Source organism: Nocardioides panzhihuensis (genome assembly GCF_013408335.1).
Lineage (GTDB): Bacteria > Actinomycetota > Actinomycetes > Propionibacteriales > Nocardioidaceae > Nocardioides > Nocardioides panzhihuensis.
This window is the reverse complement of the sequence record NZ_JACBZR010000001.1, coordinates 5940334-5953103: the sequence shown is the minus strand read 5'-3', so window position 1 is coordinate 5953103 and position 12770 is coordinate 5940334. Positions and strand designations below refer to the sequence as shown.

The following is a 12770-nucleotide window of genomic DNA, read 5'->3' as shown; positions in this document are numbered from 1 at the left end:
GCGGGTGACGCCTCGACGGACGCGGGTGACGCCTCGGCAGGGTTGGGTCAGTAGGTGACGACGTGGGCGCCGGCGACCGGGCCGGGGGCGGCCCAGACTCGGTCGTACGCCTTGGCCTGCATCGCTCCGGCGACCTCGCGGGCGTGGGCGGCGTCGCGGCACAGCATCAGGACCGTCGGTCCCGAACCGGAGAGCTGGACGGCCAGCGCGCCGGCCTCCTCGCCGTCCGCGAAGGTCTGGGCGAGGTCGGGGCGCAGCGCCAGGGCCGGAGCCTGCAGGTCGTTGGCGAGCGCCTCGGCGAGGAGCCCCGCGTCACCCTTCTCCAGCGCCATGAGGAGACGCTCGGGCACCTGCGGCTCGGCGACGCCGGCTCCGACCAGCTCGTCGAACGCGCGATAGACAGCAGGCGTCGACAACCCCTGCTCGTTGCCGACCGCGACCCACCACCAGGCGCCGTTGTCGGCGACCGGCTCGACGATCTCGCCACGGCCACCGCCGACCGCTGTGGCGCCGACGAGCGCGAAAGGTACGTCGGATCCGAGCCGCCCGGCGATGGCGAGCAGATCCTCGTCGGAGGTCTCCAGCGACCACAGGCGGTCGAGGGCGACGAGCGTGGCGGCCGCGTCGGCAGAGCCACCGGCGAGACCGCCGGCGACGGGGATGCCCTTGTGGATCTCGATGCTCGCCGCCCGGTCGATGCCGTGGTGAGCAGCGAGGGCCTTCCCGGCCCGTACGACGATGTTGTCGTCGCCGGTCGGGACCTCCGCCAGCGCGATGTGATCCTCGGCGCTGAGCGTGACCTGCCACCCGTCGGCTTCGCCCGCGGTGACGTCGTCGTAGAGGCCGATCGCCTGGTAGACGGTCGCCAGCGGATGGAAGCCGTCCTCACGCACGGGCCCCACCCCGAGGTGCAGATTGAACTTCGCGGCTGCGCGGACGGTGATCGTCATGAGGAAACCTTTTGGAGCGATTCGGTGATGCGTACGAAGTCGGTGATGGTCAACGACTCGCCGCGCGCCAGCGGGTCGATGCCGACGGCGACCAGCGCCTTCTCTGCCGCCTCGGCAGAGCCGGCCAGCGGCTTGAGCACGCCGCGGAGCGCCTTGCGGCGCTGGGCGAAGGCGGCATCGACGACTGCGAAGACCTCCTCGCGCGATACCGCCGTCGAGGGCGGCTCGCGGTGGCGCCAGTAGACGAGCCCGGAGTCGACGTTGGGCGCCGGCCAGAAGACGTTGCGGCCGATCGTTCCGGCGCGGCGTACGTCGGCGTACCAGGCGGCCTTGACCGACGGGACGCCGTAGATCTTGGATCCGGGCTTGGCCGCCAGCCGGTCGGCGACCTCGGCCTGCACCATCACCAGGCCGTGGCGCAGCGACGGCAGCAGGGACAGCAGGTGCAGCAGGACCGGCACCGAGACGTTGTAGGGCAGGTTGGCGACCAGGGCCGTGGGCGGCGGCCCGGGGACCGACTCGACCCGAAGAGCGTCCGCTCGGATCAGTCTGAACGCATCGGCGTGGTCGGGGGCGTACTCCTCGATGGTCCTCGGCAGGCGCTGCGCGAGGGCCTCGTCGAGCTCGATCGCGGTCACCTCCGCGCCGGTCTCGAGGATGGCGAGGGTGAGCGACCCGAGGCCCGGTCCGACCTCGACCACGACGTCGTCGGCGCCGACCCCGGACTCACGGACGATCCGGCGCACGGTGTTGGCGTCGATCACGAAGTTCTGACCGCGCTGCTTGGTGGGGCGAAGGTCGAGCTCGGCGGCCAGCGCCCTGACCTCCGCCGGCCCCAGCATGCGCGGCGGGGTGCGGTCGGTCATGGTCCCCAGCGTAGGCCCCCCGACGTCGACTCGGCGCATCTGTCCCGCGTCACAACGCCGAGTCGGCGCGTCTGTCCCACGTTGCTGGGACAGACGCGCCGACTCGAGCCCGATCTCTGGGGCAGATGCGTCGACTCGCGACTACTGCGGCAGTCCGAGCTGCTGCGAGCAGTGCGGCCAGGCGCCGTAGCCACCGTTGGCGTCGCGGAGCTTGGTCGCGACCGCGATCTGCGTCTCGCGGCTGTTCTCGCTCGGGAGACCGGAGCCGCCGTAGGCCTGCCAGGTCTGCATGTTGAACTGCAGGCCGCCGTAGTAGCCGTTACCGGTGTTGATCGCCCAGTTGCCGCCGGACTCGCACTGCGCGAGCCGGTCCCAGACGGTGCTGCCACCGGCGAAGTTGGCCGCAGGGGCCTCCTTCTCCTTGGTGCCGACCTTGACGATGCGCGGCTCGGGCTTCTCGATCACGTTCTGCTCGAGGACCTTGCGGGAGACGGTCTCGCCGTTCTTGAGGAAGGCGCGGTAGGTCACCGAGCGGATCCCGTCGGAGCCCTCTTCGACGACCTCGGTCTCACCCTCGTACATCGAGGAGTCCTCGCGCTCCTCGACCGGCGCCTCGACGGTCTCGCGAGCGACCTTCTGGTCCTTGGCGGAGAAGTCGGTGAAGACGATCTTCTGGCCGGCCTTCAGAGCCTTGCCGGGGGCTGGCGTGACCTTGTCCCGGGGCTCGACCTCGACCCGGAGGTCCTTGAGGGCGTCGCCGACGGTCAGGGCGGTCACATTGACCTTCTTGGCCTTCTTGCCGGCAAGCTCGACCTTGACGTTTTTCGGAGTGACGACGTCGAGCGACATCCCGTCGCGGCCGATGTACGCACCGCGGCTGGTCGAGAGCTCGGCACGGTCGTAGTCGCGACCGAGCTCGGCGAGGGCGCCGCCGACGGTGGTAGCGGTGACCCAGTGGTCCTGATCCTTGCCGTCGACCTCGAGGCTCAGCTGACGGGCGTAGCGCACGCTGATCGCGCTGCCGTCCTCGACCTCGGTGTCGACCGATGGGGCGACCGCGTCACGGTCGCCGATCTCGATGCCCTCGGCCTCGAGGACCTCTCCGACGGTGTCGGCGTTGACGCTGACGTCCTTGGCCTTGCCGTCGACCGACACGATGACGTCGGTCTGGGAGGTCTTGACCCCGTACGCTGCGCCGCCTGCGGCGACCACAGCTGCGGCGAGTCCGCCGATCAGGATGGCCTTGCTGCGGCGGGTTGAAGCGATGTTGCGGAACCACGAGTTGGTGCTGCTGGCGGGCACGATGCTCCGATGTTCGTTCTGCCCGGGCACGGGCGAACGGTGTTGCGAGATCTGACGATCTACGCGCTGAGGCCCACCCCCAACACCGTCCGGATCTGTCCCGATCCCGGCTTTCTCGCCCGACAGCGGAACAAATACGGTCGGTTAAATGCAAGTCCCCAGACCGACCCGCAGGCAATTACAAGCATGCAATCTGGGCATCGAATGGGCGCCAAGGCACGTTGTCAATACCTGTCGTAGCGAATGACAGGTGTGCGATTCACCACCTCGAAATCGCAGGTCAAGCGGTCGATCAAGGTGGCTGTCGTAATCCCGCCACGAATTATTGCGCCCGCTGGCCAATAGGCGACAAATCCTTTACAGGTAACTGTGTTGCTTGGTGTTGTACTCCGAAGCCATCTCTGTCGTGATGGCCCATCGTGCCGGGCAGTTCTCGGGCAAAGCACATGTGCGCGATGTCACCAGACTCCGGAGGAACGATGAACAGACGCCTTACCAGCGTTCTCGCTGCGGTTGCGGTCGCCGGCGTGACGCCGGTGGCCCTGACGCACTCGTCGGCAAGCGCCGTCGAGGACGCGGGGACCCCAGCCGCTGCCGCTGTGAAGCAGAAGGTCGATGACAAGCCTGACACGCTCAACACCAAGCGCCGAGAGCTCAAGACCAACGCCGCCAACGCCGTCGCCACAGGCGAGAAGCAGACGGTCACGAAGAACGGCAGCGAGGTCGTCAAGATGGGCTCGGGCAAGAACGCCCGCTGGGTGGAGCACGCTCCCACCGAGAAGTCCCAGCTGCTGAGCTTCCTGGTCGAGTTCGGCGAGGGCGGCAACCCGGCCTTCCCCGACAACACCTCGGGCCCGCTCCACAACGAGATCGCGCCGCCGGCTGCGGACGACAACTCCACCTACTGGGAGGAGGACTTCTCGCGCGACCACTTCATGAACATGTTCTTCAACCAGGACAAGGGCGAGGAGTCGTTCCACAACGTCTACAAGGAGATGTCGAGCGGCCGCTTCGACCTCCAGGGCGACGTGAGCGACTGGGTCACGCTTCCGCGCGCGGCGTCCTACTACCAGGACGAGACCGGCGATGAGACCGCCGCGTCGATGAAGAACTACATCCAGGACAGCGCCAACGCCTGGTACGACGCGCAGAAGGCGGCCGGCAAGACCGACGCCGAGATCACGGCCTACCTCCAGGACTACGACATCTGGGACCGCTACGACCTCGATGGCGACGGCAACTTCAACGAGGCCGATGGCTACGTCGACCACTTCCAGGCGATCCACGCCGGCGACGGCGAGGAGGCCGGCGCCGACCCGTGGGCCATCTGGTCCCACCGCTGGGCCGCGAACGCCTCCGGCTCCGACGGTCCGGCCGACTACCCGAAGGCCGGCGGCGTCAAGATCGGTAACACCGACATCTGGATCCGCGACTACACCACCGAGCCCGAGAACGGCGGCCTCGGCGTCTTCGCGCACGAGTTCGGCCACGACCTCGGTCTGCCGGACTTCTACGACACCGCGGGTGGCGAGAACGGCACCGGCTTCTGGACCCTGATGAGCTCGGGTTCGTGGCTGGGCCACGGTGACGGCACCATCGGCACCACTCCCAACCACATGGGCGCCCCCGAGAAGCTCTTCCTCGGCTGGCTCAACTACGACACCGTCGAGGCCGGTACGACCAAGAAGGTGACCCTCGGCCCGAGCGTCCACGACACCGGGACGAAGACCCCGCAGGCACTCGTGGTCAACCTGCCCGACGGGGAGACCACCCACGACGTCGGGTCGGGCACCTCTGGCAAGTCGTTCCTCTACTCCGGCAAGGGCGATGACCGTACGGCCACCGCGGTGAGCCCGGAGATCGCGGTCCCGGCGGGCGGCAAGCTCTCGGCCAAGGTGAAGTACGACCTCGAGGCGGAGTACGACTTCACCTTCCTGGAGGCCTCCACCGACGGTGGCGCCACCTGGTCGACGCCGCTGGCGACGAACCTGTCCTCGGCGGAGTACAACAACGGCATCCACGGCACCTCAGACAGCACCTGCGAGGGCAACTGCGCCGACCGTGACCCGCAGGAGTACGTCGACCTGACTGCTGACCTGGCGGCGTACGCAGGACAGAACGTGAAGCTCCGTTTCCGCACCGCGAACGACGGTGGCGTCGCCTTCTACGGCTTCGCCATCGACGACCTCTCGGTCGGCTCGGCCTACACCACCGACTTCTCGACGTTCGCCGACTGGACCGTCAAGGAGTACATGGGTATCACCGACGGCACCTACACCGAGACGTACCCGCGCTTCTACATCGCCGAGAACCGGCAGTACAAGGGCTACGACAAGACGCTGGCCGAGGGTCCGTACAACTTCGGCTACGGCGTCACGGCGCCGGACAAGGTCGACCACTACGCCTACCAGGACGGTCTGCTGATCTGGTACAAGAACGGCGCCTACGGTGACAACAACACCTCCCAGCACCCCGGCGGTGGTCAGGCGCTGATCGTCGACGCCTCCATCGGAGTCCAGAAGTGGTCCGACGGCACCCTGTCGCGCAACCGGATGCAGGGCTACGACTCGACGTTCGACGTCGACCGTACCGGCGCGCTGCACCTCGAGAACGAGGTCGCCGGTGCTCCGAACAAGGTCCTCGACGTGCCGGCTCGTAAGGGTGTCCCCACCTTCTACGACAGCTCGGAGACGGCGTACTACGACCCGGCCAACCCGGCGCACTCCACCAAGACCGCCGGCAGCGGCGTGAAGATCAAGGTGCTCTCCTCGGACGAGCGCAAGGGCATCATGAAGCTCAACGTCTCCTGACCTGAGCACAGCCCAGCACCACGGCACAGCACCACAGCACTAAGAAGGGCCCGAGGCGATCGCCTCGGGCCCTTCTGATCTCAGTGCCGGTGGGTCACCAGGTGCCACCGAAGGCGGTCTCGGTGTTGGTGTTGACGGCGTTGCAGAGCGCCTCGAGGTCCTCGCCGCGTACCTCGGCCATCACCCGCATCGTCGCGGGGATCATGTAGCTGGAGTTGGTCCCGCCGCGGTGCGGATGTGGAGTCAGGAACGGGGCGTCGGTCTCGACCAGGATGCGGTCCTGGGGCGCGATCGCGAGGGCGTCGCGGAGGTACTGGGCGTTCTTGAACGTCACGGTGCCGGCGAAGGAGAGGTACGCCCCGCGGTCCAGGCACTGGCGGGCGAACTCGACATCGCCCGAGAAGCAGTGCATCACCCAGCGCTCCGGCGGGCCGACGCTGTCGATCACCTCGAGCACGGCCTCGTGGGCGTCGCGGTCGTGGATCATCAGGGTCTTGTCGAGCCGCTTGGCCATGTCGATGTGACGCCGGAACGAGTAGGCCTGGGTCTCGCGGCCCTCCTCGTCGGTGCGGAAGAAGTCCATCCCGGTCTCCCCCACCACCCGCACCTTGTCGTGCGCCCCGGCGAGCTTCTCGATCTCGTCGAGCGCAGCCTCGAGGTCGGGCTGGCGAGGTGCGTCGTTGGGATGGAGCGCCACCCCGGCGATCATGTTGTCGTACGTCTCGGCAGCCTCCACCGCCCAGCGCGCTCCGGGCAGGTCGCAGCCGATCTGCACCACCCTGGTCACCCCCACCGCAGCCGCCTGCGCGAGCGCCTCCTCGACCGGCAGACTCTCGTCCCCTCTGACGATGTCGAGATGGGTGTGGTTGTCGACGACAGGCGCGGGAAGCGGCTCAGGAAGCGGTGGAAAGCTCACACCCCGATCCTAGTTCCCGCCGAGAAGTCAGTTTCTGACGCCGAGGCGTCGATCTTTGACGTCGAGGCGTCAGTTTCTGACATCGAGAAGTCAGTCGAGCGACTTCGTACGGTCGGGAACTGACTTCTCGATGTCAGGGATCGACGCCTCGGGGTCGAGAACTGACTTCTCGGCGTCAGAAACTGACTACTGGGCGGGTTTGTGGACTAGGTCGTAGACCTCGCGTTTGGGGACACCCGACCGTTTGGCTGTCTCGGCGATGGCTTCCTTTTTCGTCAGGCCCTCGCCTTCCAGGTCGGCTACGGCGGCGCGGAGGCTGTCGGGGTCGTTGCTGACCTCGGCTGACGGGTCGGCGCCGGTGACGACGATGGTGACTTCGCCCCTCACCCCGTCCCCCGCCCAGACGACTAGCTCGGCGAGTCCCCCGCGGCGTACTTCTTCGTGGGTCTTGGTGAGCTCGCGGCAGACGGCGGCGGCGCGCGTGTCGCCGAAGGCGTCGCGCATGGCTGCCAACGCGGCCTCGGTGCGGTGGGGCGCCTCGAAGAAGACCATGGTGCGCTCCTCCTTGGCCAGGCCTGTCAAGCGACGAGAGCGCTCACCGGCCTTGCGGGGCAGGAAGCCCTCGAAGCAGAACCGGTCGACGGGGAGGCCGCTGACGGCCAACGCGGTCAGGACGGCCGACGGGCCGGGGACCGCGGTGACGCGTACGTCCTGCTCGACGGCCGCGGCAACCAGCCGATAGCCCGGGTCGGAGACCGAGGGCATGCCGGCATCGGTGACCAGCAGGACGCGGTTGCCGTCGAGTAGGTCGGCGAGCAGGGTCGGCGTCTTGGCGCTCTCGTTGCCCTCGAAGTAGGAGACGATGCGGCCCTTGATCTCGACCCCGAGATCGGTCGTCAGCCGACGCAGCCGGCGGGTGTCCTCAGCTGCGATGACGTCGGCGGTGGCGAGCTCGGAAGCCAACCGGGGTGGAGCATCCTCGACCCGTCCGATCGGGGTTGCCGCAAGTACGAGCACGCCGTCCTCTGGATCTACCACACCGATATTGTTGCAGGCTTATATGGTTCCCTCGTGACGACGACGGTGACCGAGGAGCCGGAGCCCATGGAGGGCCTGGCCGGCACCCCTTCCGGTCACCTCCTCCCGACCGCCTGGGAACGCGCCCGGCGCCGGATCAACGGCTCGCCACGGGCCGGCTGGGCGGCGACGATCGGGATCACCGTTCTCGCCTTCCTGCTCAGGCTGTGGCACCTGGGGACCCCGAAGGTCTTCGCATTCGACGAGACGTACTACGCCAAGGACGCCTGGTCGCTGCTCGAGTTCGGCTATGCGCGCAACTTCATCGAGGGTGCCGACGACAGCATCCTCGCCGGGCAGCTCGAGGGGCAGTTCGCCGACGGACCGTCGATGATCGTCCATCCCGATGTCGGCAAGTGGCTCATCGCGATCGGCATCAAGCTCTTCGGGATGGACCCGTTCGGCTGGCGGATCGCCTCGGTCGTGATCGGCTCGCTCCTGGTGCTGCTGACGATCCGGTTCGTACGCCGCGTCTCCGGCTCCATGCTGCTCGGGCTCGTCGGCGGCATCCTGGTCACCTTCGACGGGCTCGCGTTCGTGCTCTCGCGGCTGGCCCTGCTCGATCTCTTCGTGGCGTTCTTCCTGCTGCTCGCGGTGCACCTGATGGTGATGGACCGTGACTGGTGTCGACGCCGGTTCGCCTCCCTCGTGCCTGCCCAGCTCGCCGAACCCGGCGCCTGGGGTCCGATCCGCCGGATGCTGTTCCGGCCGTGGCTGCTCTGCTCGGGCATCGCGTGGGGTTTGGCGATCGGCTGCAAGTGGGAGGCGCTCTATCCGCTGGCCGCATTCGGTCTTCTCTACGTGGCCTGGTCCGCCGGGATGCGGCGCTCCTTCGGCGTACGGCTCTCCTGCCTCCGTGCCTGTGTCGCCGACGGGCCGACGGCGTTCGTGCACCTGGTGGGGGTCGCGCTCGCGGTCTACGTGATCACGTGGATCCCGTGGATGACCCACGCCGACGTCTACGAGGAGTCGCTCTCCGCGACGCAGTACACGCGCTACACCGGCGAGGGTCACTGCGAGAACAAGTCGTACGTCCCCGAGAACCTCAACGACAAGCGCTGGCCGACCGCGACCGAGCCGGACGCATCCGGGCTCGGGGAGGCGACCCAGTCGCTGCGGTCGCTGTGGTACTACCACCGCGACGTCTTCACCTTCCACACCCACTTTCTCGACTGCGCCGAGCACACCTACGGCTCGCACCCGATCGGTTGGCTCGTCCTGAACCGTCCGGTCGGGGTCGCCGCCGACACCGGGATCCTGTCGGGCTCGAAGTCGCGTGGCGAGATGTGCGAGGCGTCGCCGACGACCGACCCCGACGGCGACGGGCCCGAGGAGGCCGGGACGTGTCTGCGGCAGGTGCTGCTGCTGGGCACCCCGGTGCTGTGGTGGGGAGCCTTCGTCGCGCTGATCGTCTCCGCGTTCATGTGGGTCGCCGCGCGGGACTGGAGGTTCGGCGTCGCCGTGGTCGGCGTGCTGTCGACGTGGCTGCCATGGCTGCAGTACGCCGGACGGCCGATCTTCTCCTTCTACATGATCATCGCGCTGCCGTTCCTGGTGCTCGGACTGTGTCTGTGCCTCGGCAAGATGCTCGATCGGCCGCCGCCGCTGGCCGGCCGGGCCCCCGGGACCCGGCGGCGCGTCGGCGGCGCGATCGCCGGCGGCATCTTCGTCGTGCTGGTGATCTGCAACTTCGCCTGGTTCTGGCCGATCTACACCGACGAGCTGCTCACCCGACAAGAGTGGATGACGAGGATCTGGTTCAAACGATGGATCTAGAGCATGTGCTGCGCGGCCGAGTGCCGCGGCCGGGTGGCTTCGACGACGTCGTCGTGACCGTGTCCTCGGGGCAGGTCACCGACGTGCGTTCCCCTGCCTCCGATGATCCCGAGTCGTCCGGGATTTTCCTCCCTGGGCTGGTGGACATCCACAACCACGGCGGGGGTGGTGCCTCGTTCCACTCGACGTCCTCGGACGAGATCGCCGTCGCTGCCGGGGTGCATCACGCTGCCGGTACGACCACTCTGCTGGCCTCGACCGTCACCGACGCACCCGACCGACTGCTCGAGGTCGTCGCTTCCTTGGCCACGGCCGCGGAGACCGGGCTGATCGCCGGGATCCACATGGAGGGCCCGTTCCTGGCGCACTCGTGCCGAGGAGCGCACGATCCCGATCTGCTGATGGCCCCGGATGTCGGGCTCACCCGTGAGCTCCTCGCCGCCGGCCGCGGGCACCTGCGGGTGATGACGCTGGCGGCGGACCTGCCGGGGGCCGACGAGGTCGCCGCCGTGCTCGCCGAGGCCGGGGCCGTGGTGGCGCTGGGACACACCGCGGCCACTGCTACTCAGGCCCGCGCGTTCCTGGCTGGCCCGGGGAGCCTGGTCACCCACCTCTTCAACGGGATGCCGCCCGCGCACCACCGCGACCCCGGCCCCGTGCTCGGCTCGCTGGGGGCAGCCGGTGTCGGCGACGCGTGTGTGGAGCTGATCGCGGACGGCATACACCTCGCGGACGAGACGGTCCGAGCGGTGATGTCGATGGTGCCCGGCTCGGTCGTGCTCGTCACCGACGCGATGGCCGCGGCAGCGATGGCCGACGGCGACTACCAGCTCGGGCCGCTGTCGGTGGAGGTACGCTCCGGGGTCGCCCGAGTGGCCGACGGGACCGGCAACGGGTCCATCGCCGGTGGCACCTCGCGGCTCCTCGACCAGGTACGCCGCCACGCCGCGGCCGGGATCGACCTGGCGATGCTCATGAAGGCGGCCAGCGCGCGGCCGGCATCGGTGGTGGGTGTCGACGCGGGCCGTCTGGACGTGGGAGCCCGGGCCGATCTGGTCGTCTGCGACGAGTCGCTGCAGCCTGTCCGGGTGATGCGCGGCGGGGTCTGGCTGTCCTCCTAGAACGGCTCGTATCCTGAGCACCATGTCCTCCACGAAGTCCGACGTCTCCTTCCCACTCATCGCCGGGCTCGTGCCCAAGTGGGCGGTCGCGGCCTTCGCCGCGGACGTCCTCTTCGTGCTCCTCTTCGCCTTCGCCGGGCGCCAGTCGCACGACTCCGGCCCGGCGCTCGTCGTGCTTCGCATCGCCTGGCCCTTCCTGGTCGGGTTGCTCGTGGCCTGGGCCGTCCTGGCCTGGCGCCGCTGGCCCGCCGCTCGCACCTGGCCGGCCGGCGTGGTCGTCTGGCTCGGGACGTACGTCATCGGGATGGTGCTCCGCGGCCTCACCGGCGGCGGCCTCGCGCCCGCCTTCCTCGTCGTCTCGATCCTCTTCCTCGGCATCACCCTCATCGGCTGGCGCGGCTACGTCAGCGCCAAGCTCCACTACCGCTCCCGCCGCCTCGCCGACTGACCCCCGCCGAGACGTCACTCCCGTCGGCCGAAGCGTCACGCAGGTCGGCCGAGATGGCATCGATCTGCCAACTCGCCCGACGTAAGTGACGTCTCGGCCGACGTAAGTGACGTCTCGGCTAGAGGGTGGCGGCTGCGGCGACCGGGTCGAAGCCGAAGGGGAGCTCGAGGCGGTGGGCGCGCATGAGGTCGGCGTTGGAGAGTACGTCGACAGTGCGGCCCTCGGCGGCCACGACGCCGCCGTCGAGGATGACCGAGCGTCCGCAGAGCTCGAGGGCGTACGGGAGGTCGTGGGTGACCATCAGGACGGTGACGTCCAGGTCGCGGAGGATGTCGGCCAGCTCGCGGCGGGAGGCGGGATCGAGGTTGGAGGACGGCTCGTCCAGGACCAGGATCTCCGGGTCCATCGCCAGCACGGTGGCCACTGCCACCCGGCGGCGCTGACCGAAGGAGAGATGGTGCGGGGGCCGGTCGGCGAACTCCTCCATGCCGACCTTCGTGAGCGCCTCGGTGACCTTGGCGTCCAGAGCCTCGCCGCGGAGGCCGAGGTTGGCGGGACCGAAGGCGACGTCCTCGCGGACGGTGCCCATGAAGAGCTGGTCGTCCGGGTCCTGAAAGACGATGCCGACGCGGCGGCGGATCTCCTTGATGTTGGCCTTGGTCACGGGCAGACCGCTCACCGTGACCGACCCGGCGCCGGCCAGATGGATCCCGTTCAGGTGCAGGACCAGCGTCGTCTTGCCCGCCCCGTTGGGTCCCAGCAGCGCGACCCGCTCGCCGCGGTGGACATGCAGGTCGACGCCGAAGAGCGCCTGATGGCCGTCGGGGTAGGCAAAGGCCAAGCCGCGTACGTCGAGGACTGGAGTGGTCATCTCGACAAGCTCGATACATCGCACCGGGGCATTCTCCCGGTGTAGCCGCGCGAGACCATGGCCAGGTGCACGCGCTCACCGCGCTCGAAGGAACGGATGAACAGCGCGCCGACCGATCGGGCGAGCACCGGCCAGTGGAGCGGGTTGCGGGCGACGAAGCCTCGCGAGGCGCGCGCCACCGCCATCCGGCGCATCTCGTCGGTCACCACCTCCAGGTAGCGGACCATGAACGCCATGATCTGGACCAGCTGCTCAGGCATCCGCAGCCTCTCCAAGCCGCGGACCAGCTCCTGAGGCGTCGTCGTCGCGGCGAGCAGCAGGCCGGCGATCACACCGAGCGTGCCCTTGGCGAGCAGCCCCCAGGCCGAGAGCAGCCCCGACTCGCTCAGGCTCAGCCCGAGCACGTCGACCCGCGGCCCCTGCGCGATGAACGGCATCAGCACCGCGAAGACCACGAACGGCGTCTCCACGACCATCCGCTTGAGCACCCAGCCCGGGCGCACCCGCGCCACCGCGCCGACGGTCACCAGAACGGCGAGGAAGAAGGCGTACGCAGCGAACCACTCCCGCGGGGTGGCGACCACCACGAGCATGAAGCCGACCAGGGCCAGCACCTTCAGGTGTGCGGGCACC

11 protein-coding genes are annotated in these 12770 nt (G+C 68.7%); 4 read left to right on the top strand and 7 right to left on the bottom strand.

Annotated elements, in window-relative coordinates; translation table 11 throughout:
* Positions 1-47: 47 nt before the first annotated feature.
* The 3 genes from BJ988_RS28195 to BJ988_RS30775 form a co-directional block, all read right to left on the bottom strand.
* A complete protein-coding gene (locus tag BJ988_RS28195; RefSeq protein ID WP_179661111.1) occupies positions 48-950 on the bottom strand; it encodes a 4-(cytidine 5'-diphospho)-2-C-methyl-D-erythritol kinase in 903 nt (300 codons plus the stop codon).
* Complete coding sequence (gene rsmA, locus BJ988_RS28190) at positions 947-1816, bottom strand: 16S rRNA (adenine(1518)-N(6)/adenine(1519)-N(6))-dimethyltransferase RsmA (RefSeq protein WP_179661110.1); 870 nt, start codon at positions 1814-1816, stop codon at positions 947-949. Before rsmA ends, BJ988_RS28195 begins: the two co-directional genes overlap by 4 nt.
* A 141-nt stretch (positions 1817-1957) precedes the next feature.
* Positions 1958-3148, bottom strand: coding sequence for a resuscitation-promoting factor (locus BJ988_RS30775; RefSeq protein ID WP_343051817.1), 1191 nt, complete (start codon positions 3146-3148; stop codon positions 1958-1960).
* A 449-nt stretch (positions 3149-3597) separates the two neighbouring features.
* Between BJ988_RS30775 and BJ988_RS28180 the strand changes: the two genes are divergently transcribed.
* Entirely contained in the window at positions 3598-5928 is a 2331-nt protein-coding gene (locus BJ988_RS28180) for a M6 family metalloprotease domain-containing protein (protein WP_179661109.1), read from the top strand.
* 94 nt (positions 5929-6022) lie between these two features.
* On the opposite strand, the gene BJ988_RS28175 is transcribed toward BJ988_RS28180, so the two are convergent.
* Both BJ988_RS28175 and rsmI read right to left on the bottom strand, forming a co-directional pair.
* On the bottom strand, positions 6023-6844 hold the full coding sequence (locus tag BJ988_RS28175) for a TatD family hydrolase (protein ID WP_179661108.1): 822 nt from the start codon (positions 6842-6844) through the stop codon (positions 6023-6025).
* Between the two features lie 186 nt (positions 6845-7030).
* Positions 7031-7882 carry a 16S rRNA (cytidine(1402)-2'-O)-methyltransferase gene (gene rsmI / locus BJ988_RS28170; RefSeq protein ID WP_343051816.1) on the bottom strand — a complete coding sequence of 284 codons (852 nt, stop codon included), beginning with the start codon at positions 7880-7882 and terminating at the stop codon, positions 7031-7033.
* 33 nt (positions 7883-7915) lie between these two features.
* On the opposite strand from rsmI, the gene BJ988_RS28165 reads away from it, so the two are divergent.
* From BJ988_RS28165 to BJ988_RS28155, 3 genes are read left to right on the top strand one after another with little or no spacing between them, the layout of a single operon-like run.
* Positions 7916-9697 carry a phospholipid carrier-dependent glycosyltransferase gene (locus BJ988_RS28165; RefSeq protein ID WP_179661107.1) on the top strand — a complete coding sequence of 594 codons (1782 nt, stop codon included), beginning with the start codon at positions 7916-7918 and terminating at the stop codon, positions 9695-9697.
* A complete protein-coding gene (locus tag BJ988_RS28160) occupies positions 9688-10818 on the top strand; it encodes an N-acetylglucosamine-6-phosphate deacetylase (RefSeq protein WP_179661106.1) in 1131 nt (376 codons plus the stop codon). Before BJ988_RS28165 ends, BJ988_RS28160 begins: the two co-directional genes overlap by 10 nt.
* A gap of 22 nt (positions 10819-10840) precedes the next feature.
* Positions 10841-11266, top strand: coding sequence for a DUF3054 domain-containing protein (locus BJ988_RS28155; protein ID WP_179661105.1), 426 nt, complete (start codon positions 10841-10843; stop codon positions 11264-11266).
* A 118-nt stretch (positions 11267-11384) separates the two neighbouring features.
* Here BJ988_RS28155 and BJ988_RS28150 read toward each other — a convergent pair whose 3' ends face one another.
* Both BJ988_RS28150 and cbiQ read right to left on the bottom strand, forming a co-directional pair.
* Positions 11385-12137, bottom strand: a complete 753-nt coding sequence (locus tag BJ988_RS28150; protein ID WP_179661104.1) for an energy-coupling factor ABC transporter ATP-binding protein — start codon at positions 12135-12137, stop codon at positions 11385-11387.
* Complete coding sequence (cbiQ, locus tag BJ988_RS28145) at positions 12134-12769, bottom strand: cobalt ECF transporter T component CbiQ (RefSeq protein WP_179661103.1); 636 nt, start codon at positions 12767-12769, stop codon at positions 12134-12136. The genes BJ988_RS28150 and cbiQ overlap by 4 nt, the downstream gene beginning before the upstream one ends.
* Position 12770 lies beyond the last annotated feature (1 nt).

What these genes read in the sequence shown, in the direction of transcription:
- BJ988_RS28160 (WP_179661106.1), top strand. Translation starts at nt 9,688, where the DNA reads ATGGATCTAGAGCATGTGCTGCGCGGCCGAGTGCCGCGGCCGGGTGGC.
- rsmA (WP_179661110.1), bottom strand. Translation starts at nt 1,816, where the DNA reads ATGACCGACCGCACCCCGCCGCGCATGCTGGGGCCGGCGGAGGTCAGG.
- BJ988_RS28155 (WP_179661105.1), top strand. Translation starts at nt 10,841, where the DNA reads ATGTCCTCCACGAAGTCCGACGTCTCCTTCCCACTCATCGCCGGGCTC.
- BJ988_RS28180 (WP_179661109.1), top strand. Translation starts at nt 3,598, where the DNA reads ATGAACAGACGCCTTACCAGCGTTCTCGCTGCGGTTGCGGTCGCCGGC.
- BJ988_RS28150 (WP_179661104.1), bottom strand. Translation starts at nt 12,137, where the DNA reads ATGACCACTCCAGTCCTCGACGTACGCGGCTTGGCCTTTGCCTACCCC.
- BJ988_RS28195 (WP_179661111.1), bottom strand. Translation starts at nt 950, where the DNA reads ATGACGATCACCGTCCGCGCAGCCGCGAAGTTCAATCTGCACCTCGGG.